General features: G+C 57.1%; 24 protein-coding genes. All 24 read left to right on the top strand.

Annotated features, from left to right (window positions below; all coding sequences use genetic code 11):
- Position 1: 1 nt before the first annotated feature.
- The 24 genes from hisC (at position 2) to NQE15_RS19035 (ending at position 23,722) form a co-directional block, all read left to right on the top strand.
- Entirely contained in the window at positions 2 to 1,090 is a 1,089-nt protein-coding gene (hisC, locus tag NQE15_RS19150; RefSeq protein ID WP_265943757.1) for a histidinol-phosphate transaminase, read from the top strand.
- A complete protein-coding gene (locus NQE15_RS19145) occupies positions 1,091 to 1,960 on the top strand; it encodes a prephenate dehydrogenase (RefSeq protein WP_265943756.1) in 870 nt (289 codons plus the stop codon).
- A complete protein-coding gene (locus NQE15_RS19140) occupies positions 1,961 to 2,800 on the top strand; it encodes a DNA ligase (protein ID WP_265943754.1) in 840 nt (279 codons plus the stop codon).
- A gap of 101 nt (positions 2,801 to 2,901) precedes the next feature.
- Positions 2,902 to 3,966 carry a dTDP-glucose 4,6-dehydratase gene (rfbB, locus tag NQE15_RS19135; protein ID WP_265943751.1) on the top strand — a complete coding sequence of 355 codons (1,065 nt, stop codon included), beginning with the start codon at positions 2,902 to 2,904 and terminating at the stop codon, positions 3,964 to 3,966.
- Entirely contained in the window at positions 3,963 to 4,847 is an 885-nt protein-coding gene (gene rfbA / locus NQE15_RS19130; RefSeq protein WP_265943749.1) for a glucose-1-phosphate thymidylyltransferase RfbA, read from the top strand. The genes rfbB and rfbA overlap by 4 nt, the downstream gene beginning before the upstream one ends.
- On the top strand, positions 4,847 to 5,398 hold the full coding sequence (gene rfbC / locus NQE15_RS19125; RefSeq protein WP_265943747.1) for a dTDP-4-dehydrorhamnose 3,5-epimerase: 552 nt from the start codon (positions 4,847 to 4,849) through the stop codon (positions 5,396 to 5,398). The genes rfbA and rfbC overlap by 1 nt, the downstream gene beginning before the upstream one ends.
- A gap of 87 nt (positions 5,399 to 5,485) precedes the next feature.
- Positions 5,486 to 6,457 (top strand): GDP-L-fucose synthase, encoded by a 972-nt coding sequence (fcl, locus tag NQE15_RS19120; protein ID WP_265943745.1) that lies wholly within the window; start codon positions 5,486 to 5,488, stop codon positions 6,455 to 6,457.
- 11 nt (positions 6,458 to 6,468) lie between these two features.
- On the top strand, positions 6,469 to 7,572 hold the full coding sequence (gmd, locus tag NQE15_RS19115) for a GDP-mannose 4,6-dehydratase (RefSeq protein WP_265943743.1): 1,104 nt from the start codon (positions 6,469 to 6,471) through the stop codon (positions 7,570 to 7,572).
- A 139-nt stretch (positions 7,573 to 7,711) separates the two neighbouring features.
- Positions 7,712 to 7,939 carry a hypothetical protein gene (locus tag NQE15_RS19110; protein WP_265943741.1) on the top strand — a complete coding sequence of 76 codons (228 nt, stop codon included), beginning with the start codon at positions 7,712 to 7,714 and terminating at the stop codon, positions 7,937 to 7,939.
- Entirely contained in the window at positions 7,936 to 9,237 is a 1,302-nt protein-coding gene (locus tag NQE15_RS19105; protein WP_265943739.1) for an oligosaccharide flippase family protein, read from the top strand. The genes NQE15_RS19110 and NQE15_RS19105 overlap by 4 nt, the downstream gene beginning before the upstream one ends.
- Positions 9,230 to 9,760, top strand: a complete 531-nt coding sequence (locus tag NQE15_RS19100; RefSeq protein WP_265943737.1) for an acyltransferase — start codon at positions 9,230 to 9,232, stop codon at positions 9,758 to 9,760. The genes NQE15_RS19105 and NQE15_RS19100 overlap by 8 nt, the downstream gene beginning before the upstream one ends.
- Positions 9,757 to 10,299, top strand: coding sequence for a class I SAM-dependent methyltransferase (locus tag NQE15_RS19095; protein ID WP_265943735.1), 543 nt, complete (start codon positions 9,757 to 9,759; stop codon positions 10,297 to 10,299). Before NQE15_RS19100 ends, NQE15_RS19095 begins: the two co-directional genes overlap by 4 nt.
- A 62-nt stretch (positions 10,300 to 10,361) precedes the next feature.
- Positions 10,362 to 10,979 carry a DapH/DapD/GlmU-related protein gene (locus NQE15_RS19090; RefSeq protein WP_265943733.1) on the top strand — a complete coding sequence of 206 codons (618 nt, stop codon included), beginning with the start codon at positions 10,362 to 10,364 and terminating at the stop codon, positions 10,977 to 10,979.
- 209 nt (positions 10,980 to 11,188) lie between these two features.
- On the top strand, positions 11,189 to 12,220 hold the full coding sequence (locus NQE15_RS19085; protein ID WP_265943731.1) for a glycosyltransferase family 10 domain-containing protein: 1,032 nt from the start codon (positions 11,189 to 11,191) through the stop codon (positions 12,218 to 12,220).
- Between the two features lie 42 nt (positions 12,221 to 12,262).
- On the top strand, positions 12,263 to 13,102 hold the full coding sequence (locus tag NQE15_RS19080) for an alpha-1,2-fucosyltransferase (RefSeq protein WP_265943729.1): 840 nt from the start codon (positions 12,263 to 12,265) through the stop codon (positions 13,100 to 13,102).
- A 20-nt stretch (positions 13,103 to 13,122) separates the two neighbouring features.
- Complete coding sequence (locus NQE15_RS19075) at positions 13,123 to 14,052, top strand: NAD-dependent epimerase/dehydratase family protein (protein ID WP_265943726.1); 930 nt, start codon at positions 13,123 to 13,125, stop codon at positions 14,050 to 14,052.
- Entirely contained in the window at positions 14,045 to 15,091 is a 1,047-nt protein-coding gene (locus tag NQE15_RS19070) for a glycosyltransferase family 2 protein (RefSeq protein ID WP_265943725.1), read from the top strand. The genes NQE15_RS19075 and NQE15_RS19070 overlap by 8 nt, the downstream gene beginning before the upstream one ends.
- Before the next feature lie 12 nt (positions 15,092 to 15,103).
- Complete coding sequence (locus NQE15_RS19065) at positions 15,104 to 15,862, top strand: glycosyltransferase family 2 protein (RefSeq protein ID WP_265943723.1); 759 nt, start codon at positions 15,104 to 15,106, stop codon at positions 15,860 to 15,862.
- 388 nt (positions 15,863 to 16,250) lie between these two features.
- Positions 16,251 to 17,402, top strand: a complete 1,152-nt coding sequence (locus NQE15_RS19060) for a glycosyltransferase family 4 protein (protein ID WP_265943721.1) — start codon at positions 16,251 to 16,253, stop codon at positions 17,400 to 17,402.
- Positions 17,399 to 17,995, top strand: coding sequence for a sugar transferase (locus tag NQE15_RS19055; RefSeq protein WP_265943719.1), 597 nt, complete (start codon positions 17,399 to 17,401; stop codon positions 17,993 to 17,995). Before NQE15_RS19060 ends, NQE15_RS19055 begins: the two co-directional genes overlap by 4 nt.
- Positions 17,992 to 18,648 carry an acetyltransferase gene (locus NQE15_RS19050; protein ID WP_265943717.1) on the top strand — a complete coding sequence of 219 codons (657 nt, stop codon included), beginning with the start codon at positions 17,992 to 17,994 and terminating at the stop codon, positions 18,646 to 18,648. Before NQE15_RS19055 ends, NQE15_RS19050 begins: the two co-directional genes overlap by 4 nt.
- Positions 18,649 to 18,659: 11 nt before the next feature.
- Complete coding sequence (locus NQE15_RS19045) at positions 18,660 to 19,835, top strand: DegT/DnrJ/EryC1/StrS family aminotransferase (RefSeq protein ID WP_265943715.1); 1,176 nt, start codon at positions 18,660 to 18,662, stop codon at positions 19,833 to 19,835.
- A 42-nt stretch (positions 19,836 to 19,877) separates the two neighbouring features.
- Positions 19,878 to 21,716, top strand: coding sequence for a polysaccharide biosynthesis protein (locus tag NQE15_RS19040; protein ID WP_265943713.1), 1,839 nt, complete (start codon positions 19,878 to 19,880; stop codon positions 21,714 to 21,716).
- A 74-nt stretch (positions 21,717 to 21,790) separates the two neighbouring features.
- Positions 21,791 to 23,722 carry a bifunctional 3-phosphoshikimate 1-carboxyvinyltransferase/cytidylate kinase gene (locus tag NQE15_RS19035; RefSeq protein ID WP_265943711.1) on the top strand — a complete coding sequence of 644 codons (1,932 nt, stop codon included), beginning with the start codon at positions 21,791 to 21,793 and terminating at the stop codon, positions 23,720 to 23,722.
- The last annotated feature ends 84 nt before the right edge of the window (positions 23,723 to 23,806 follow it).

Here is a 23,806-nt window from a genome sequence, read left to right as displayed (position 1 = left end):
GATGAGCCTCGCTGAACAAGCGCTGTCTTATGTCCGTGCCATTTCGCCCTATCAGCCGGGCAAGCCGATCACCGAACTGGCACGCGAAATGGGCATCCCGGTCGATCAGATCGTCAAGCTGGCCTCCAACGAAAACCCGCTGGGCATGAGCCCGAAGGCGAGGATGGCGGTCGAGGCGGCGATCAGCGGCATCGAGCGTTATCCCGACCAGTTCGATCTGATCAAGGCGGTCGCCGTGCGTACCGGTCTTGGCCAGAACCAGGTTGTGCTCGGCAATGGTTCCAACGATGTGCTTGATCTGGCCGCCCGTGTCTTTCTCGCCCCGGGCCGCTCGGCGATCTTTGCCCAGCATGCCTTCGCGGTTTACCCGCTGGCCACGCTGTCGACCGGCGCCGAACTGATCGCGACACCAGCAAAGGACTACGGCCACGATCTAAATGCCATGCGTGCCGCCATCCGGCCCGATACGCGCCTGATCTGGATCGCCAACCCGAACAACCCGACCGGTAATTTCCTGCCATACCCGGAGGTACGCGCCTTCCTAGAACTCGTGCCGAAGGACGTCGTGGTTGTGCTCGACGAGGCCTATAACGAGTACATCGCACTCGACGAGCGCGTCGACACTGCCACCTGGATCGAGGAGTTCCCGAATCTGGTTGTGACTCGCACCTTCTCGAAGATTTTCGGCCTGGCCGGCTTGCGCGTCGGCTATGCGCTGGCCTCGGCCGAAATCGCCGACCTGATGAACCGGGTTCGCCAGCCGTTCAACGTCAATAATCTGGCGATCGCGGCAGCCGTTGCGGCGCTCGACGACCATCAGTTCGTCGCCGAGAGCTATGAACTGAACCGGCGTGGCATGGAGCAGCTGGTTGCCGGTTTCAAGCTTCTCGGCCTGGAACACATTCCCTCGCACGGCAATTTCGTCACCTTCAGGGCCGGCGAAGCGGCAGCGATCAATCACAAGTTGCTCCAGCAAGGGGTTATTGTCCGCCCGATCGGCGGTTACGGCCTGCCTGAGTGGCTGCGGGTGACGATCGGCAAGGAGGCGGAAAATCGGCGCTTCCTGGAGGCGCTGGAGAAGGCGCTGTAAATGCCTGAATTCGGCAAGGTCGTCGTCTTCGGTACCGGCCTGATCGGCGGCTCCTTCGCGCTGGCCCTCAAGGAGGCCGGGGCTGTGGAGGAGGTGGTCGGTTTTGGCCGGACGCCGGCGACGCTACGTGCCGCCCAGCAATTGGGGGTGATCGACCGCGCCGGCATCAATCCGACGCATGAAATCGAGGAAGCAGACATTGTTCTGGTCGCGACACCGGTCGCCCAGATGCCGGAAATTTTCGCCCGGATCGAACCCTATATTGGTTCCAATACCATCGTCACCGATGGCGGTTCGACCAAAGGCGACGTCGTTGCTGCCGCTCGTGCGGCATTTGGCGAGCGCATCGGCCAATTCGTCCCGGCCCACCCGATTGCCGGCGCGGAAAACAGTGGCCCGAGCGCGGCGCGCTGGGATCTCTACCAGGGCAAGAAGGTTGTCGTGACGCCGTTACCGGAGAACAACGACGACTCGCTCGACCGCATTAAGCGCGCCTGGTCGTTGTGCGGCGCTGACATCTATGAATTGACGCCCGAAATGCACGACCGCGTCTTTGCCGCCGTCAGCCATCTGCCACATCTGTTGTCCTTTGCGCTGGTGCATGACTTGGCTGTGCGTGATGACGCCGACCTGTTCTTTACCTTTGCGGCTTCGGGTTTTCGCGATTTCACGCGAATCGCCGCCAGCCATCCGGAAATGTGGCGCGACATCTGTCTCGCCAACCGCCAAGCCCTGCTCGGCGAACTTGATAGCTACCGGGCGCAACTCGACGAACTTCGCCTGGCATTGGCGCAAAACGACGGCGAGCGACTGGAAGAGGTCTTCGGCATCGCCCGGCAGGCCCGCCGGAACTGGGCCGGCGAGGTCTAAATGCGAGCCTTGCTGCGGGTGCTCTGGCTGGGCCTCGCACTGGCTCTTCTGGTCTGCCGAGTCGAGGCTGCTCCGCCCACGATCCTGTTGGCCGAGGTCTATCGCAGCCAGGTCAACGTCACGCAGTACCTGGTCAGTGAAAAACTCGACGGCGTGCGCGCCATCTGGGATGGACAGGTGCTGCGCTTTCGCAGCGGCAAGACGATCCATGCACCGAGCTGGTTTACGGATGGACTGCCCAGGCAGCCGCTCGACGGCGAGTTGTGGATAGGGCGGGGGAGTTTTGAACGCCTTTCCGGTATCGTTCGCCGCGAAGCGCCGGATGATAACGAATGGCGGCAGGTCCGCTACATGATCTTCGAGCTACCTGACGCGCCGGGCACGTTTGCCCAGCGTGTCGAGCACATCCGCGAGTTGGTCGGGCAGGCCAATGTGCCGTGGTTGCAGTCAATCGGGCAATCTCCCGTCGTCGATCGCAGCAGTCTGCAAAAACGCATGCAGGAGGTCGTCAAGGCCGGTGGCGAGGGCCTGATGCTGCACCGCGCCGATGCGCTCTATGAAACCGGTCGCAGCGATACCCTGCTCAAGATGAAACCTTGGGAAGATGCCGAGGCCGTAGTCATCGCCCATCAGCCGGGCAAGGGGCGGAACGCAGGGCGATTGGGCGCCTTGCGGGTGCGCACGGATGACGGTAGAGAGTTCTCGCTGGGAACCGGATTCACCGACCGGATACGTCGCGACCCGCCGCCGATCGGTGCCCTAGTCACCTATCGCTATCGTGACCTGACACGCAACGGCCTGCCGCGTTTCGCCAGCTTTTTGCGGGTGCGTGAGGAATGAGCGACGCGATACGAGCGGCTCCTGTCTTGTCCAGAGTCCGGATTCAAAGGGCGTGCTGCACTGCGGTATAATTAACGGTTTCGGAAAAAGGGTAGCGGGCGATGATTCTCGTCACTGGAGCCGCTGGTTTTATCGGTAGCAACTTTGTGCTCGACTGGCTGGGCCAGTCGGACGAACCCGTCGTCAACCTCGATGCCCTGACCTACGCCGGCAACCTGGAAAACCTGGTGGCGCTTGATGGTGATGCGCGCCATCTGTTCGTCAAGGGCAGCATTGGCAATTTTGACTTGGTTGCCCGGCTTCTCGCCAAGCACCGACCGCGCGCGGTGATCAATTTCGCGGCCGAATCGCATGTCGACCGCAGTATTCATGGCCCGGAAGATTTCATCCAGACCAACATCGTCGGCACCTTCCGCTTGCTCGAAGCCGTTCGAGCCTACTGGAACGCGCTGGAGGGCGAGGCGAGGACGGGATTCCGGTTCTTGCATGTCTCTACCGATGAAGTGTACGGCTCCCTGGAGCAAGGCGACCCCGCCTTCACCGAAAACCATCGCTACGAACCGAACAGCCCCTATTCCGCCAGCAAGGCGGCGAGTGACCATCTGGTCCGCGCCTACCACCACACCTATGGCCTGCCGGTATTGACCACCAATTGCTCCAACAACTACGGCCCCTACCACTTCCCGGAAAAGCTGATTCCGCTGGTCATCCACAACGCGCTGGCCGGCAAGGCGCTGCCCATCTATGGCGACGGTCAGCAGATTCGTGACTGGTTGTATGTCAAGGATCACTGTGCGGCGATCCGTCGGGTGCTGGTAGCCGGCCGGCTCGGCGAAACCTACAACATTGGTGGCTGGAGCGAAAAGCCCAACCTCGACGTCGTGCACACACTGTGCGCTATCCTGGATGAACTCCGCCCGCGTGCCGATGGCAAAGCGTATAGCGACCAGATCACCTACGTGACGGATCGCCCGGGCCACGACCGCCGCTACGCCATCGACGCTTCCAAGATCGAGCGCGAACTAGGCTGGAAGCCGGCAGAAACCTTTGAGACCGGTATCCGCAAGACGGTGCAGTGGTATCTCGACAACCAGAGCTGGGTGGCCAATGTCACGAGCGGTGTCTACCATAACTGGGTCGGCAAACACTATGGAGTGCATATATGACCACTCGCAAAGGCATTATCCTTGCCGGCGGTTCCGGCACCCGCTTGTACCCGGTAACCCTAGCGGTCTCGAAGCAGTTGCTACCGATTCACGACAAGCCGATGATCTACTATCCGCTGACCACGCTGATGCTAGCTGGGATTCGTGACATCCTGATAATTTCGACGCCGCAGGACACGCCGCGCTTTGAGCAGTTGCTCGGCGACGGCAGCCAGTGGGGGCTGAACCTGCAATATGCCGTGCAGCCCAGCCCGGATGGCCTGGCCCAGGCCTTAATCATCGGCCGCCAATTCATTGGCCATGGTGACAGCACACTGGTGCTTGGCGACAACATCTTCTACGGAAATGAACTCGCCCACGATCTGGCGGTCGCCGGGCAGCACAAGACTGGTGCCACCGTTTTCGCGTACCATGTTCAAGATCCTGAGCGTTACGGCGTTGTTGAGTTCGATGTGTCCGGCCAGGCGGTCAGCCTTGTAGAAAAGCCGCAGACCCCGAAATCAAACTACGCCGTCACCGGCCTCTATTTCTACGATAACCAGGTGCTCGACATTGCCCGCGACCTGAAGCCGTCGCCGCGCGGGGAACTGGAAATCACCGATGTGAACCGCATTTACCTGGAACGTCAGCAGCTGAACGTTCAGGTGATGGGTCGTGGTCATGCCTGGCTCGATACCGGCACGCACGAAAGTCTCCTCGACGCCAGTCAGTTCATCGCCACCATCGAAAAGCGCCAAGGTCTAAAGATCGCTTGCCCAGAGGAAATCGCCTACCGAAAGGGGTGGGTAGATGCCGCTCAGCTTGAGCGCCTTGCCCAACCAATGCTGAAGAATCCCTATGGTCAGTATCTAGTCAGCGTGCTCAAGGATCGGGGGTTCTGATGAAAATTGTGTCAGCGGCCATTCCCGACATACTAATCATCGAGCCGCAGGTTTTTGGCGACGAGCGAGGGTTCTTCTTTGAGAGTTTCAACCAGCAGGCCTTCGATGAAGCTGTCGGCAGCAGGATAATCTTTGTGCAGGACAATCACTCGAAAAGCGCAAGAAATGTCTTACGCGGGCTGCACTATCAGCTTCCTCCAAAGGCCCAGGGTAAGCTCGTGCGTGTGGTCCAGGGCGAGGTGTTCGATGTGGCGGTCGATATCCGTAAGGAATCGGCAACTTTCGGGTGCTGGGTCGGTGAGGTGCTTTCGGCCAAGAACAAGAAGCAGGTATGGATTCCGCCGGGGTTCGCACATGGATTTCTGACGCTAAGCGAGACCGCTGAGTTTTTATACAAGGTGACGGACTATTACTCGCCGGAGTATGAGCGGTGTATTCGTTGGGATGATGCAGATCTGGCGATTCAATGGCCGCTGCCCAGAGATCCAGTGCTTTCCGGAAAGGATCTTGTAGGAGATACATTTTTAGCAGCTACAGTTTTTTCGGCCTGAGGTTAAGCGTGATTTGCTCCTGCTCTAAGAACCTCAGTGATTCGCCAGCGCTGGTCAAGGATGGCATCGTTCGTTTCGAGGATCACTATGACCGTTAGCAAAATCTACGTTGCCGGCCATCGTGGCATGGTCGGTTCGGCCATCGTTCGCGCCGTTCAGAAGCAGAGGAAAGCCACCATCATTGCACGCACGCATGCTGAACTCGATCTGACGAATCAGTCAGCAGTCAATGCGTTTTTTGCTTCAGAAAAGCCAGATCAGGTTTACTTGGCAGCAGCCAAAGTCGGGGGCATCCACGCCAACAACACCTACCCGGCCGAGTTCATCTACCAGAACCTGATGATCGAGGCCAACGTCATCGACGCCGCCTTTCGCCATGGCGTCACGCAACTACTGTTTCTGGGCTCCAGTTGCATCTACCCCAAACTGGCCCCGCAGCCCATGCGCGAAGACGCCCTGCTCACCGGTACGTTGGAGGGGACCAACGAACCCTACGCCATTGCTAAGATCGCCGGCATTAAGCTGTGCGAAAGTTACAACCGCCAGTACGGTGCTAGCCATGGAGTGGACTACCGAAGCCTCATGCCCACCAACCTCTACGGCCCTGGTGACAACTACCACCCTGAAAACTCCCATGTCATTCCGGCACTGATTCGCCGCTTCCACGAAGCCAAGGCCAGCAAGGCACCGAGCGTTGTTATCTGGGGCACCGGCGCGCCCAGACGCGAATTTCTTTACGTCGATGACATGGCCGCCGCCTGCGTACAGGTCATGAACTTGAGCCAGGCCGTTTACGACCAGCACACCCGGCCCATGCTCAGTCATATCAACGTGGGCAGCGATCACGACATCACCATCAAGGAACTGGCCGAAACCATTGCCGGGGTCATTGGTTACCAGGGGGCCATCACTTTTGACCCCACCAAGCCCGACGGTACGCCACGCAAGCTTATGGACAGTGCCCGCCTCAACGCATTCGGCTGGCAACCTCAAGTGGCCCTGGAGGAGGGCCTCAAGCTGGCCTATAAAGACTTCCTGCAAAACATCAGCCAGCCATAAAGGGATTAAGAATGTCCAAGCAACCCAAAGTCGCCCTCATCACCGGCATCACCGGTCAGGACGGCGCCTACCTCGCCGAATTCCTGCTCAACAAAGGCTACATCGTCCACGGCATCAAGCGCCGCACCAGCCTTTTCAACACCGACCGCATCGATCACCTCTACCGCGACCGGCATGAACAGGGCGTGCGCTTCTTCCTGCACCACGGCGACCTGACCGACAGTTCCAGCCTCATCCGCATCATCCAGCAGACCCAGCCTGATGAAATTTACAATCTCGCCGCGCAAAGCCACGTGGCGGTGAGTTTTGAAGAACCGGAATACACCGCAAACTCCGACGCCCTCGGTGCCCTGCGTATCCTCGAGGCCATTCGCATCCTGGGTCTGGAGAAAAAAACCCGTTTCTACCAGGCCAGTACCAGCGAGCTCTACGGCCTGGTGCAGGAAACGCCCCAGAAGGAAACCACCCCCTTCTACCCGCGCAGCCCTTACGCCGTGGCTAAGCTCTATGCCTACTGGATCACCGTGAACTACCGCGAGGCTTACGGAATCTATGCCTGCAACGGCATCCTGTTCAACCACGAAAGCCCGATACGTGGCGAAACCTTCGTCACCCGCAAGATCACCCGCGCCCTCGCCCGCATCAAGCTTGGCCTGCAAGACTGCCTGTATCTTGGCAATCTTGACGCCAAGCGCGATTGGGGACATGCCAGAGACTACGTCGAAATGCAGTGGCTGATGTTGCAACAAGAGCAGCCCGAAGACTTTGTCATCGCCACCGGTGTGCAATATAGCGTGCGTGACTTTGTCAACGTGGCAGCCAAGGAACTGGACATGGAACTCCGCTGGACAGGCCAAGGAGTTGTTGAAAAGGGCTACTGGAAAAGCACTGAAGGCGACAAGCAAATCGTCGCCGTCGACCCGCGCTACTTCCGTCCGACCGAAGTCGAAACCCTCCTTGGTGATGCCACTAAGGCTAAGGCTAAACTGGGTTGGACGCCTGAAACCAGCTTCGAAGAACTCGTTGCCGAGATGGTGCGCGAAGACTTGAAGTCAGCCGAGCGGGACGAATTGATCAAGCATCATGGTTACAGGGCTATGAGTTACCACGAATGAAGGCAAACCAGCAACTCGTCTGGCACCTTGCCAACATAACCAGTGACATGCCCCAGATGTGCCACGGCTATAGTGTGTTCAGTTTCGCAGCGGGCAATTAATGCTTGCTGAATGGCTGAAAGCCACGACGGGTCTATAGATGCCATCTGAAATTGCGCCTGTGCCGGTTGTTGTCAGCCGTAAGCGTGCCATCACCTTGCAAGCATTGGGTGGATATCTCAACACCGGCATCCAGATTGTCCAGGGATTAATCCTGATCCCGATGTACATACATTTTCTCGGCCTCAGTCTGTATGGCTTCTGGCTAAGCACAGGCGCGATACTTGGGATGCTTGGTGTCATGAACCTGGGGCTGGGGGCTTCATGACTCAGCGTGTTGCTGCGGCTTATGGTCAGCGGCAGTATTCGACGGTTGGCGAATACTTTGTGAACGGTCTTGTTGTATATCTTGGGCTGTCGGCTGGTTTTGTAGCCGTGGGGATGCTGCTTTCCTTCCAGCTGCCACTGATCCTGAAAGGCCTGGGAAGCGATGAGCCGACCCTTTCCCCCTGCTTTCAAATGGCGTTGGGGGCCGCGGGGCTAGGGCTAGTCAATGAATGCCTGCGGGGCTTTTCCAATGCCATGTTGCGTCCAGCGTATCCAGCGTTGGCATTGGCGGCGGCCCGCATCGCAGGCATCGTGTTGACAATCTTACTGCTGCACCGGGACGCGGGGCTATGGGCCATCCCTATCGGCATGCTCGTTACGGAGGTCGTTGCGTTAGTGCTTGGCTTGTCTCACGCCGTCTTTCTCATCCGAAGCTTTGGCATCAGTATCCGTTTCAGTTTGGAGCGGATAAAGGAATACATCTGGTACGGTGGCATGCTGTTCGTTTCCCTACTGTCGCAGACTATGGCCCGGGAACTGGATCCGATACTTATCACTTTTTTTCTGCGACCTGAAATTACCGCAGCGTACATGATTACCCGCAAGGCAGCCGATATTGTGTTCCAGTTGCAGGCAGTGGTCTATGCCTCGACTCACAGCGCATTTTCGCATCTGGCAGCAGATGGCAACACGTCGCGGACTGCCGATGTTGCCGCCAGGCTGCTGGGGCTGGTGTTCTTTTCCGGCCTGGTGGGGTTTTCCGGCTATATCGCTTTCAATGCGGGCTTCGTGGCGCTGTGGGTGGGCAACGATCTTGTGATGGGACAGGAAGTCATTGTGATGATTGGTATTGCCTATTTTCTGAGTAGTTTACGTAACATGGTGCTTCAGTTGCTGAACGGTGTAGGTGAGTTCAGGGTCAGCTCAAGGCTGGTATTGCTGGAAAGTGTGGCCAGAATGGTACTGGCTGCCTTGTTGTTGATGGGGGTGGGTGTGCAGGGAGTCCCGTTGTCCATGATCTTTTCCTGCGGAGCAATGCTTGTCATCATGAACCGGATGCTCGGGCAATATACGTCTTGGCAGCTTGCTCCGCGTATCATGTCGCGCGCTGCAATCTCGTCGCTTGTCATGATCGGTTTTGCTTTTCTGCTGGCCTCACAGCTAGATATGTCGACATGGCTTCATTTCATTCTGTTTGCTGTGATCGGCATGGCGGCGCTGTTGTTGGTGATGGTGGTTTTGCATATCGACACTCTGAAGAAATATCGGCAGATACTCAGGAGTTCAACGCATGCCTAGACTGAAAAGTCTCGTATTAGACTTGCTATTGAAAGTGCGGCAATGGCGTCTGGAAAATAGGCTGGGAGCACTGGGGAAGGGGAGTACGGTGTGTTTTGGCGTCAGGATATCGAATCCGGAGCAGGTGTTTATTGGTGCAGGGGTGTCGATCGCGCCCGGCGTCTGGATTGGAGCTTCAAGCAAGGGGCGGGTCACGATCGGGGATGGAAGCGCCATCGCATCGGGAGTGCGCTTCGTGACCCCGACACATGACCCCGATGTACTACCGGTTTCCGGTATAGGCATCAATCGCCCGGTGACCATAGGTCGGGACGTTTGGATAGGTACCGGTGCCATCATATTGCCCGGCGTTGCCATCGGGGACGGAACCATCGTTGGCGCCGGCGCAGTCGTTAATCGGGACTTACCACCTGACGTTCTTGCGGCAGGCGTGCCGGCCATCGTTGTCAAAACTTTATTGCCTCGGGAAACGAGGTTGGAAAACGGGCGCCACGCGCTCGAAATGAAACGGAGAAGTCTATGAAATTGCACCTTGGCTGCGGCAAACGTCACATACCAGGTTTCGTCCATATCGATGCCATCGATTATTCTCACGTCGATCACGTTGCGACGATTGACAATTTATCATTCATCGGTGATTCAAGTGTCGACGTGATATATAACTGTCATGTTTTGGAGCATTTCAAGCGCCGCGATGTCGGGCGGGTGCTGAAGGAGTGGTACAGAGTTCTTAAACCGGGCGGTACGCTGCGTATTTCGGTTCCAGATTTTGCGCAGTTGTGCGAGGTTTATCAGAAATTCGGTCGCCTGGATCTCGTGATCGGACCGCTGTTTGGCCGGCAAGATTATCTCTACAACATTCACTACAACGCCTTCGATCAGGCTGCACTGACACAGCAGCTTGAGGACGCCGGGTTCGTCAATGTTCGACGCTACGATTGGCGCGAGACCGAGCATGCGGATATTGATGATTTCTCGCAGGCTTATGTTCCACATATGGATAAGGAAAATGGAATTCTCGTCAGCCTCAATGTTGAATGTGAGAAGCTGAGTGTAGGTTGAGCATGGTTTTTTACAATCTCATGGATGTGATTTCGGGGGTTTTTCCTTAGGGAAATTAAGATATGCAGATAGCTAAAATTATTTTAGGGCGTCTGGTTAATCTGATATTTCTAATACTGGCTCGCTTTAAGAGTGGTTGTATCGTTCAGTCCTGTAAAGTCGCTTGGCAGTCGATTGAGCACGCTAAAAATGTTCATATATCGGCTGGTACTTCGGTAGACCGATTTAGTCAAGTTGGCAGCTATACCTATCTTGGGCGTGGGTCAGTTGTTACAAAGTCAAGTATTGGTCGCTACTGCTCAATTGGCGATAATGTAACGATTGGCCCAGGGGAGCACAAATTAAATGAGCCATCTACCTCCGCTCTATTCTATGAGGATGCTTGGGCGGTCCTTACAGAGGAGCATTTGAAAATAGGGGATGATGTTTGGATTGGTGTAAATTCAATTATCCTTAGAGGGGTGGAGGTTGGCACGGGCGCAGTTGTTGCTGCCGGTGCCGTTGTTACAAAGAGTGTTCCTCCATTTGCGATAGTAGCCGGAGTGCCGGCACGGATTATCAACTATAGATTTTCTCATGAAGTGCAGAGCGAGATAATTTATTCTCGCTGGTGGGAAATGGATTTAAAGGAGGCGCGTAGTACGATAAAGCATATAGGGCGGCTTGGTCTTGCTAACTAAACTTTAATTTATACTTGATTGAATCTAGTTAGGCTGGAGCTAAAAAATTTATTTTTTTGATTAAATTTTTTTGGGTTTTTCTTTAGATTGATTGTTGCAGAATGATGGATTTCGTGTTCTGTATATTTTTATTTTCTGGTTTGTGAGGCGGCAAGCGTTATGCAGAATAAAAAATCGATGGCATTAAAAGATACAGTTTCTGCTGAGCGATGACCTCCGCCAACTTACTTACTGGTCTATTGATTCATAACGGAAGCCCAGCCCGGCGAATCTTCGAGGCAAGTGCCGATGGATTGACTCAGCCGTGGATCGCCCTTCGTGACGAGTTTAGGTTAGTTGGTTGCGCTTTGCGGACATCTGACAGTTTGAATGGAATTACCCCTGATTTTGAGATACACCTTGACGCCAGAAAAGTCCGGGGTTCGATTCCTACTTTTGCCGTGCTGGCCGAATGCAGATTCATTCATCCCCCAAATGCGAATCTAAAATACTTGCGGCATTACCGGCGACTGTTTACTTGGAATCCTGAATTGGTTGAACGGGGGGCGGCAACAAAAATTCAACTGGCTCATCCAATGGGTGGCAGTCGCGTCGATGGCTACAGCCGGCGTGACCAGTTCGTCGTGCTGATTGCCGCCAACAAGGCACTACCGATCTGGAAACCGAGCCTCGATCTCTACAGCGAGCGTGTGCTAGCGATCCGCTGGTTCGAGCGTCACGCCCCAAGCGATTTCGCTTTATACGGATTCGGTTGGGGTAAGTCCGCTCGGCTGCCAACCCGTTTGGGGGGGGCTGTGCATCGATTGGAGGGGCTTCTCCCTGGGAATCGTTGCCACTTTCCTTCATGGCGCGGAGCGTTGCATGCCAAGCGCGAGGTCTTGGAGGGGGCTCGGTTCTCTATAGTCTACGAAAACGTTCGCGGATTGCGAGGCTACATCACTGAAAAGATCTTCGATGCCTTCTGCGCTGGCAATGTGCCGATCTATTGGGGGGCTGAGGACATTGCAGAGTACATTCCAGAGGCTTGTTTCATCGATCGGCGCAAGTTTTCTTCTTGCGGTGATTTGTATGAATTTATTCGCCATATGCCGGAGCATGCCTATCTGGACCATCAGCACGCAATCCGTGATTTTTTGGAGTCCGATGCTAGCTACTCGTTCTCTACCAAACACTTTGCACAGACAATCGTGTCGGAAGTGCTGGATTGTTTGATGGACCTTCGGCAACAGAATTTGGATTGAAATGTGATTATTGTTCGACTTTCTGGTGGGCTCGGAAATCAAATGTTCCAGTATGCGGCAGGCCTCGCTATGGCTCTTAGACATGGCGCGGAATTGCGTTTTGATCTGGATTGGTTTGATGCATTTCAGCTTCATCAAGGCCTTGAATTGCCTCGTGTATTTGGGCTTGAGCTTCCGTTGGCTACCGCCATAAACAAGCGGCGGGTGCTGGGCTTACTGTCCGAGCCGCGGCTGCGGCACTTGGTGTCGAGGCGCAGTTTGCGTTTTTTGCGTCCATCCCGTTTTGCCATCGAGCCTCACTTCCATTTCTGGCCACAATTTACGCATCTTCCGGACGATGTCTACCTGGATGGATACTGGCAAAGTGAACGATATTTCTCGTCGTCTGCGCAGCAGATCAGGGAAGCATTCCGTATAACTTCCCCGCTTGATGCCAGTAATGCGGCGCTGGCTCAGCAAATAGATGCCACAACGAGTGTGTCCGTGCACGTTCGGCGCGGCGACTTTGCCCGAAACCCAGAGGTAAGCCGAGTACATGGTGTCGATCTGAGGGAGTACTACTGGAAGGCAATCGAGGCGATAGGGCGGCGGCTAAACAAGCCACATTACTTCATTTTTTCCGATGAGCCTGAATGGGTTCGCGGCCATCTCGATATTGCCGCGCCATGGACTGTGGTCGATCACAACAGTGGTGTAAACAGCTACCGGGACATGCAGTTGATGAGTTTGTGCCGTCATCATGTGATTGCCAATAGCACGTTTAGCTGGTGGGGGGCGTGGTTGAATCCACGGCCGGACAAAATCGTCGTAGCCCCTTGTCAGTGGTTCGCAAACGATACGCCAACCGATGACCTGATTCCGGCTACCTGGATTAGGTTGTGACCGTGGACTGCAGGCAAGGTGTGAGTACGCTGCTCATCGGGGGGGGCGGTTATATCGGGTCGCATTTGGTGCCGGTGCTGAAGGCCTCTGGCAGGCTGGTCACGGTACTGGGCAGACGCGCCCAGCCAGCCTATTCCTTGCCGGCGGATGTGGCCTACGTACAAGGAGATTTCGCAGATGAGGCTGTGTTATGCCGGCTACTGGACACCCATCAAGAGGTGATACATCTGGCTTATGCCAGTGTGCCCAATACATCTTACGACGACCCGCTCAATGATCTTAGGCAGAACCTATATCCTGCTATTGCGCTGTTCACCGAATTGGCAGCCCGAAACGGTCGGCTTGTCCTGGTTTCGTCAGGGGGAACGGTTTACGGGAATGCCTTGTCGGTGCCGATCAGAGAAGATCATCCGACCCATCCGATTTCGCCCTACGGTGTGACCAAGTTGACGCTTGAGCATTATGCCAATCTATATGCGGTGACTCGTGGCCTGCAGTATGTATGTGTGCGGCCAGCCAATGCCTATGGGGTGGGGCAGCGGCCTTTTGCGGGGCAGGGATTTATCGCCGCTGCGATGGGGGCTGCGCTGAGACGCAAATCCGTAGGTATATTCGGCGAAATTGGAACGGTGCGGGATTACCTCTATGTAGAGGATATGGCGTGTGGCATCCTGCACGCCTTGGAATATGGCAAGGCTTCGGAAACATACAATCTGGGGTCCGGAATAGGTTTGTCCAATATTGATGTAATTGAGGCTATGCGGCCGCTCATGCTAGAGGTTGGTATCAAGATGGCAGTTGAGCACCTGCCGGAGCGGGCGTTCGACGTCAAAGTGAATGTGCTGGATGCAACCAAGCTGCGTGTCGAAACTGGTTGGGAGCCCGAAATTCTCTTCGTTGAAGGCATGGTGCGCACACGGGATTGGTTGCTGGAGGTGCTGGGTGAATAAGGCTCCACTGATTTCCGTCGTTCTACCTGTCTACAACGGCGAGGCGCATTTATCTGAGGCGCTGGATTCCATATTGGCGCAGAGCCTGCGCGACTTCGAACTGATTGCCATAGATGACGGCTCAACGGATGGATCGCTTGCCGTGCTGCGGGACTATGAGCGCAAGGACTTGCGGGTGCGGGTGATTGCGCGCGGTAATAAGAACTTGCCGAACACTTTGAATGAGGGGATCGATCTCGCCCTTGGTGTTTGGATTGCAAGGATGGACCAGGATGATATCGCCTTGCCACACCGCTTTGAGCGTCAGCTTGAATGGTTGTTGCAGACAGGTGCGGATATAACTGGCAGTTGGACGCAGCCCTTTGGTACGCGGGATCGCCGCCCAGTTAAACACGCAACGACGGACGAGGCGATCAAGGTTGAAATGTTGTTTGGGTCGCCGTTTGCGCATCCTAGTGTCATGGTTAAAACAGACCTTGTCCGGTGCTTACGCTACGACCCGGACTGGGATAGGGCGGAGGATTATGACCTTTGGGAGCGTGCGGCCAGGGCTGGTTGGTGCATGACCAATGTGCCCGAGGTGCTGCTCTATTACAGGCAGCATCCTTCTCAGATTTCAAGCGCAACCCGAGGGCGACAGGTGGAGCTTACCTTACAGATTCAGGGGAGATACTGTGCATATAAAGGGGGGGAGTGGTCCATCTCCGACCAGGCATGGGCCGAGATCCTGAAAATGCGCCAACCTGGGGCGACCTCGATCCAGATGGATTTAGTGGATGGCGCGCTACAAGGCATGTTTGCCAAGTTGCAAGGAGAAGCTCTTCAAGTAGGACTTTTTTATGCCTATCGCCTTTATTTGCTAGTGGCTTATCGGCGTATTGGGGCAAGCCGCAGGTGGCGCGCACTCTGTCGTTCTGTAGGAGTGCGGGTCGGTACGGCTCAGTGGTTTCAGCTTCGTTTGCTTGAGCTTGTTGGTGCCAAACCAGGGGGGCGCACATTTGAATGGCTTAAGCGTGTTTATCTCGCTATTAAATACTGACGCCAAGAACGCATGCAGAATTTACCCATATCCATAGTAATCCCCGTACGCAATGAGGCGACGACGCTCAGCGAGTTGTTCGCCGCTTTGGACGCCTTGTCGCCGAAGCCAGCCGAGGTAGTTTTCGTGGATACAGGTTCTGATGATGGTAGCCTAGTGCTTATAGAGAACTGGATGGCCCATGTCGGGAATGCGCAGATCAAGGGGCAACTTTGTCGACAGCACGGCGCTTACCCAGGCGCTGCCAGGAATATTGGCATCAAAGCGGCCTCTCAGCCCTGGGTCGCATTCCTTGATGCGGGGATTGTCCCCCACGCTGACTGGTTGGGTAAACTCTGGGCCTGTCAGAAGAGATCGAGTGCCACTGCCGTGTATGGAGCTTGCCGTTTTCACTCGGCTGATTCCTGGGGCAGAATGATTTGTGCCGTTTCTTATGGCCAGGAGCAGATTGCGCCCGTGCTGCCAGCTTCCCTGTTTCAAAAAGAGGTGTTTGAGCGGGCCGGATACTTCGAAGAGAATCTCCGCTCGGGTGAGGATGTTCGCTGGAAGCGGAATTTGGCTTGCGTTGGAATTTCAGTTCAGGATTGCAACGAAGCTCTCGTTGAATATGGTCATTTTCCGAGCGGCCTTGGTGGGTCGTTAAAGAAATGGTTTGTATATGAGCAAAGCGCAACGGTCGCTGGAGTCGGCGGTGGACGCAGGGCTTTTATGCTATTTGCGATCGGCATGCTCTATTTTCTGATGGCCATAGGGGTTGCGGGGCACCGATAGCATTTGCGTTGTATGTGTTGTTGAGAGGGGTGGTAGACCCATTTAGGCGTAGCGTTGCACGTCCTTGGTGGAACTATTGGTGGCAGCCCCTGCTTGTTATTCCCATAGTTGCCATGCTTGATTTGGCTGCAGTGGCTGGTCGTCTGACAGCTATGATGGGTGTGAGTGGCTACCGGCTCGCGGCACGGAGTACTGGTGTTTGATGCATATGGGTAATGGGTGCGCCACGATGATCCAATGTGAAATTGAGGAAAGTTGCGCGGTTATCCGCTCCTTGCGGGACGATCCTTGTTCCGCACCTGAATTGGCAGTTTGACCCTCTCCCACCGTGTATGACTTAATGTCGATTGTCAGGAATTCAACATTGCCGGGGCGACGAGCCAGGGTCTTGGTTGTCGTCGCCGTTCCTATGACGGTGAAAGCCTTTCTGCTGCCATATCTGGAGCAGTTGGCCAAGGTGTGTCATGTCACCGTTGTCTGTGCCCAAGAGGATGGCGCTTTGAGGGAGGTACTCCCAGCCGGGGTCGACTTTAGACCGGTGGATATTCGGCGCGCCATTAGCCCGCTGGCCGATGCCAGAGCACTTACGGGCCTGATTGGGTTGATGCGGGCCGAAAAGTTCTCGCTCGTTCATTCGGTGACGCCGAAAGCTGGCTTGTTGTCCATGCTGGCGGCGCTTGTTTCTGAAACTCCCATACGCCTGCACATGTTTACCGGGCAGGTCTGGGCGACGAAGCGAGGGGTTCCCAGATGGGTGTTGAAAAAGCTGGATGCCCTGATTGCGCTCTGCGCCACCCATGTGTTGGCCGATAGTCGTTCCCAGATGGCCTATCTCTTGTCCGAGAAGGTTGTGTGTAGCGGGAAGATCAATGTGCTGGGTAACGGTTCCATTTCAGGTGTGGATCTGCAAAGGTTTCGTCCAGACCCGGAGTTGCGGCGAAGGGTGCGTTCGCGACTGGGCTATGGGGATGACGATGTGCTGGCCTTGTTTGTCGGTCGTTTGAACCGGGATAAGGGCGTGCTTGATCTGGTACAGGCGTTTTTGCTGGCGTCGGCCGAGCAAGGCAATCTGGCGTTGTTGGTGGTTGGACCGGATGAGGAAGGTTTGAGACCGGTGATCGAGGCGATGGCGACAGGAAATTCCCGTCTTCATCTGCTCGGTGGAACATCAACGCCTGAGGAATATATGGCGGCCGCCGACGTTTTCTGTCTGCCCAGTTATCGTGAGGGGTTTGGTTCGGTGATCATCGAGGCAGCAGCGTGTGGGGTGCCGGCGATTGCCTCCGCTATCTACGGTTTGACGGATGCGGTCGAGGACGGCAAGAGCGGGTGCTTGCATCCCGTCGGCGATGTGATGAGGATGGCGCGGCTACTGCAGCAATTTGCCCGTGAACCGGGGCTGCGTACATCGATGGGTGCTTATGCGCGTCAACGTGCGATGGCCGATTTCGCATCGGGAACGGTGGTGGCTGCACAGGTTGAATTCATCACCGGATTGCTTGGCGGCGCTTTGGGTGGCCGCGTCGGAGCACAGGAATGAAGCGGCTGTTTGATATCTTGTTTGCGCTGGCCGTTCTGGTATTTGCTTCGCCATTTTTTCTCGTGGGAGCGCTTGTGGTCTGGCTCGATATGGGACGCCCGGTCTTTTTCCGGCAACAGCGGCCCGGTTATCTAGGCAGGCCTTTCATGCTCTACAAGTTCCGAACTATGCGTGAGGGATATGATGCCGCGGGGCGTGCATTGCCCGATGCTAAACGGCTGACGCGTTGGGGAACGTTGTTGCGGCGCACCAGCATTGACGAATTGCCCCAACTGATCAACGTGTTGAAGGGCGACATGGGCATTGTCGGTCCGCGTCCGCTGCTGATGGAGTATCTGCCGCTGTATTCTGCGGAGCAGATGCGCCGGCATGCGGTACTGCCTGGAATCACCGGCTGGGCGCAGGTTAATGGACGCAATGCCCTGAGTTGGGAAGAGCGTTTTCGGCTGGATGTCTGGTATGTGGATCATCGGTCGTTCTGGCTTGACATGAAAATCCTGTGGCTGACTGCCAGGAAGGTTCTGGTCAGCGAGGGAATCAGTGCGGCTGGCGAAGCGACGATGTCCAAATTCACCGGGAGCAAGGAACAATGAGCCGGCCGCTATATGGCATCTTTGGGGCGAGCGGTTGCGGCCGCGGGGTGATGCCCTTGGCGCGGGAGCAACTGGGGGAGGAAACCGTCGCTACGGACCGGCTGGTATTCATTGATGATGCAGCGGGGCCGGAGCGGGTGAATGGCCATCGTTTGCTGAGTTATGCGGCTTTTCTCGCCTTGCCGGCGAGCGAACGTTTCGTCTGCGTGGCGATCGCCGGCAGCTTGGTTCGCCAGAACATTGTTGCCCGCTGCGAAGCCGATGGCGTGCTGCCCTGGTCAGTTTGTGCGGCCAATGCGGTGGTGATGGACGATGTCAGTATCGGCGATGGCGTAATCCTGTGTCCGTTCGTGACGCTGACCTCCAATATCCGGATCGGCCGGCATTTTCACGCCAATCTGTACAGCTATGTCGAGCACGATTGCGTGATTGGCGATTACGTGACGTTCGCACCGGGCGTCAAATGTAACGGTAATGTCTGGATCGACGATCATGCCTACATCGGCGCCGGTGCCGTGATTCGCCAGGGAACCCCTGGGCTGCCGTTGAAGATAGGCGCTGGCGCCGTGGTGGGCATGGGGGCGGTCGTCACCCGTGAGGTGCCACCCGGAGCGGTTGTCGTTGGCAATCCGGCCCGCCCAATGAAGAAGTAAAGAGACTATCGATGCTGAATACCCCTTTTTCTCCGTGGCCCTCTTATTCCGAGGAGGAGGCCGAGGCCGTGCGCGCCGTGATCTTGTCCAATCGGGTCAATTATTGGACCGGCGATCAGTGTCGTTTATTCGAGGAAGAGTTTGCGACCTGGGCTGGCTGCCAGCACGCGGTGGCGCTGGCTAACGGTACCGTTGCCCTGGATGTCGCCCTGCAGGCGCTCGGGATCGGTGCCGGCGATGAGGTAGTGGTGACGCCTAGAACATTCCTTGCTTCCGCTTCTTGCGTCGTCAACGCTGGCGCGGTTCCGGTTTTTGCCGATATCGACCGTGACTCGCAGAACATCACTGCGGAAACGATACGCCAGGTGATTACGCCGCGCACGCGCGCCATCATCTGCGTCCATCTGGCCGGCTGGCCTTGTGATATGGATCCGATCATGGCGCTGGCCGATGAGTTCGGCCTGAAAGTGATCGAAGATTGTGCGCAGGCGCATGGTGCGTCCTACAAAGGACGTCCGGTTGGCAGCATTGGCCACGTCGGTGCCTGGTCGTTCTGCCAGGACAAGATCATGACGACGGGCGGCGAGGGCGGCATGGTGACAACCAACGACAGGGAACTCTGGTCGGCGATGTGGTCGTTCAAGGATCACGGTAAGAGCTGGGAGGCGGTCTACCAACGCGAGCACCCTCCCGGTTTTCGCTGGCTGCACGAGAGTTTCGGTACCAATTGGCGGATGATCGAAATGCAGGCCGCCATTGGGCGCATCCAGTTGCGCCGGATGGCGGAATGGCATGCGGCACGCCTCGCCAATGCGCAACGCATCTGGCAGCTGGTCGAACGGCTCGCCGGCTTGCGGGCGCCCCAGCCGGCGGATGGCATCGTGCACGCAGCCTATAAGTGCTATGTCTTCGTCGAACCGCAGCGCTTGTCGCCGGGTTGGAGCCGTGACCGGATCATTCAGGAAGTCATGGTGGCAGGGGTGCCGTGTTATGCCGGATCCTGTTCCGAAATCTATCTTGAAAGAGCTTTCGAAGATACCGGCTGGCGACCGCGTGAGCGGCTCGTGGTGGCGCGCGAACTGGGTGAAACCAGTCTGATGTTCCTCGTCCATCCGACCCTGTCGGCAGATGAGATCGAAAAAACCTGTTCGGTACTGCAAGCCGTGATGGCGCGCGCAGTACACTGACGGCCTTCGCGAACCGCCAGCCGACCGACATAACCGATACCTATGAAATCTGTCCTCAACCATCGAACCGCTGCGGCTTTCTTGCACGATCTGTGTGCAATCGCCCTTGCCTGGTGGCTGGCGTTCCAACTTCGTTTCAACTTCGAGTTGCCCGCCGATTACGCCCAGCCTGCGCTTGCCTCGCTGATATGGGTTATTCCGCTGTTCGGTGGGTTGTTCTTCCTGTTCGGCCTGTATCGAGGCATCTGGCGCTACGCCAGCCTTTCGGACTTGCAGCATCTGGCAGCCGCGGTGAGCATCGGCGGTCTGTTGCTGGCAGCGACCGTCGTGCTCTTCGGCGTGGCGATGGTTCCCCGTTCAGTGTTGCTGCTGCATCCGCTTTTGCTGGCCGTCATCATGGGGGGCAGCCGTTTCGCCTACCGGAGCTGGAAGGAGCATCGTCTGTACGGCCCAACCAAGTTGCGGGGCAGTCCGGTGATCATCCTGGGGGCCGGCGAGGCAGCCGATTCCCTGCTGCGGGAAATCCACCGTAGCGGCCAGTGGTATCCCGTCGCCATCATGGACGACAGTCCCGACAAAAAGGGGCGTCGCCTGCGCGGGTTGCCGATCATTTATCCGATCGATTCGATTGCCCGGGTGGCGAGCAGCCTGGGCGCCCAACACGCCATCATCGCCATGCCTGGCGCACGTCCGGGCGAGCGCCGGCGGGCCGCAGAATTGGCGGCTGCGGCGGGACTGACGGTCATGACTGTGCCTTCCTACGACGACCTGCTGTCCGGCCGTCTGGCCGTCTCCAATATCCGCAAAGTGGAGTTGGAGGACTTGCTTGGCCGGGAAGCTGTCAAGCTCGATGACGAAGGCTTGCACGGCCTCTTGCGCGGCCGTGTCGTACTGGTCAGCGGGGCCGGTGGTTCGATCGGCTCGGAGCTGTGCCGGCAGATTGCCCGCTTTGAACCGGCGCGCCTGGTGCTGCTCGATTCCTCGGAATTCGCGCTGTATACCATCGACGAGGAGTTGCGCGGAAAGTTTCCCGGCCTGGCCCTTCAGTGCTGGGCGGCGGATGTTCGCGATGGCGAGCGGGTGGCTGAGATCCTGAAGCAGGAAATACCAGTCGTGATTTTCCATGCTGCGGCCTACAAACATGTACCGCTAATGGAGGATGTCAATGCCTGGCAGGCGGTGCGGACCAATGTGCTGGGCACTCTGACCATAGCCCGGGCGGCGCAGAAGGTCGGGGTCGAGAAGTTTGTCCTGATATCCACCGACAAGGCCGTCAATCCCACTAATGTGATGGGGGCGACCAAACGCCTCGCTGAGCGCCTCTGTCGCGCTGTTCATGCCGATGGAGGGACAAAGTTCGTCACCGTCCGTTTTGGTAATGTGCTGGGCAGCAACGGCAGCGTTATCCCCAAGTTTCGCGAGCAGATTGCTAGGGGCGGACCGGTCACGGTCACACATCCGGATATCGTGCGCTATTTCATGACTATTCCCGAAGCCGCACAATTGGTGTTACAGGCCGGTTGCATGGGTAAGGGCGGCGAGATTTTCGTACTTGACATGGGCGAGCCGGTGAAGATCGTTGATCTGGCGCGTGACATGATCCGGCTGTCCGGTTTCTCCGACGAGGAAATCCGGATTGAGTTCACCGGCTTGCGGCCAGGCGAAAAGCTTTATGAGGAGTTGTTGGCCGATGACGAGGCAACGCTGCCCACGCCGCACCCCAAGCTGCGTATCGCACGACTTTCCGACGTGTTGGCCGGTGACGAGTATGCCATGCTGCTTGACTGGCTGCAGCCCGGCGTTCGTCCGAGCGGCGAGGTTAAGCAAGGGTTGCGGCAGTTTGTTCCAGAGTACGTGTCTGTATCTCATCCTGTCGCTTAAAACCGGAGCAAGAGTTTCGGGCTTTCGGTCAGCACGAGTAAACTAGGTGGTTTTTCCTGTCCCCTCTGCTGATCATGGAATTTCTAGACCTCCCCCACCTATTATCTGCCATTGGCACTGTCCGCCTCCCGGGCTCGAAAAGCATCTCGAACCGTGTTCTCTTGCTGGCTGCACTGGCTGAGGGTGACACAGAGGTTCGCGACCTGCTGACATCCGACGATATCGAGCGCATGTTGGACGCGCTCAAAACTCTCGGGGTCGGCGTTGTTCATCTCGGTGGTGAAAACTGGCGGATCAGCGGATGCGGCGGTGCTTTTCCAGTCAAACAGGGCGAACTCTTCCTCGGAAACGCTGGCACGGCTTTCCGGCCGCTGACTGCAGCCCTGGCACTGGCCGGCGGAGACTACGTCCTAAAGGGCGTAACCCGCATGCACGAACGGCCGATCGGTGATCTGGTCGATGGCTTGCGCCAGTTGGGGGCGGATGTCTCCTATCTCGGCAATGACGGCTTCCCGCCCCTGCATCTGAAGCCGGCAATGATCCGGCACGGCGGCGTGGTCCAGGTGCGCGGCGATGTCTCCAGCCAGTTTCTGACCGGCTTGCTGATGGCGTTACCGCTGACCGGTCAAACAGCTACCGTCGAAGTTGTCGGCGAGCTGATTTCCAAGCCCTATATCGAGATCACGCTGGCGACCATGGCGCGCTTCGGTGTGGTCGTTCAGCGCGACGGCTGGCAGCGCTTTACCGTGGCGGCTGGCAGCCGTTATGTCTCACCGGGGACGGTATATGTTGAAGGCGATGCTTCTTCCGCCTCGTACTTCCTTGCGCTGGGGGCAATCGGCGGCGGGCCGGTGCGCGTCGAAGGGGTTGGTCGCGACTCGATTCAGGGCGATGTCAAATTCGCCGATGCGCTGGCACAGATGGGTGCCGAGATCGAGATGGGGCCTAACTGGATGGCGGCACGCGCACCGAAAACCGGACTGGTCGCAGTCGACCTGGATTGCAATCACATACCCGATGCGGCGATGACGCTGGCCACGGCGGCGCTATTCGCCAAAGGTACGACCACGCTACGCAACATTGCTAGCTGGCGGGTCAAGGAAACCGACCGTATCGCGGCGATGGCCACCGAACTGCGCAAGCTGGGCGCAGGTGTCGAGGAAGGGGCGGACTTCATCCGCGTCACGCCAGCCAGCCTGAACCCAGCGGCGATCGATACCTACGACGATCATCGGATGGCGATGTGCTTCTCCCTGGCGGCTTTCGGCACGCCGCTCCGGGTCAACGACCCGAAGTGCGTCGCCAAGACGTTCCCCGATTATTTCGAGCGTTTTGCCAGTGTCACCAAGGCGGCGCCGGTGATCGCCATTGATGGCCCTTCCGCCTCCGGCAAGGGGACTGTCGCGGCGCGAGTCGCGGCAGTGCTGGGCTTCGCCTACCTCGACTCCGGCGCCCTGTACCGTCTGACGGCGCTGGCGGCACAGCGGGCAGGCGTTGATTGGAACGATGAAGCCCAAGTTGCCGCCATCGCCGAGAAGCTCGACGTCGTGTTTTCGGAAACGGATATCAACCTGGATGGTCAACCGGTAGGCGATGCTATCCGCACCGAGGAAATTTCGGCCGGGGCCTCGAAAGTGGCCGCCCTGCCTGCCGTTCGTGATGCCTTGTTGTTCCGTCAGCGTGCCTTCAATACCGCACCCGGACTGGTCGGTGATGGGCGTGACATGGGTTCGGTGGTTTTTCCGCAGGCCCGGCTCAAGGTCTTCCTGACGGCGAGTGCCGAGGCGAGGGCCGAGCGGCGCTATAAGCAGTTGATCGAGAAAGGTTTCTCTGCTAATCTCCCCGACCTTCTGCTTGATTTGCAGCAGCGTGACGCTCGGGATTCCCAGCGTAGCGTCGCTCCGCTCAGGCAAGAAGCCGATGCCAGGCTGCTGGACACCACGTCACTGACGATCGAAGAAGCGGTGAATCAGGTGTTGATGTGGAGCAGGGAAGCATTGCAGTAAGGTGTTGCCGGCCAGGTGGCCGGTAATTTGTTTCAAACTCTAACCCGCTGTGAATTTCACGGTTCGCGGCATGAAAGTTCTCTC

The organism is Dechloromonas sp. A34 (genome assembly GCF_026261605.1).
GTDB lineage: Bacteria > Pseudomonadota > Gammaproteobacteria > Burkholderiales > Rhodocyclaceae > Azonexus.
The sequence above is the reverse complement of the archived record's forward strand: the minus strand, read 5'-3'. Positions and strand labels throughout refer to the sequence as shown.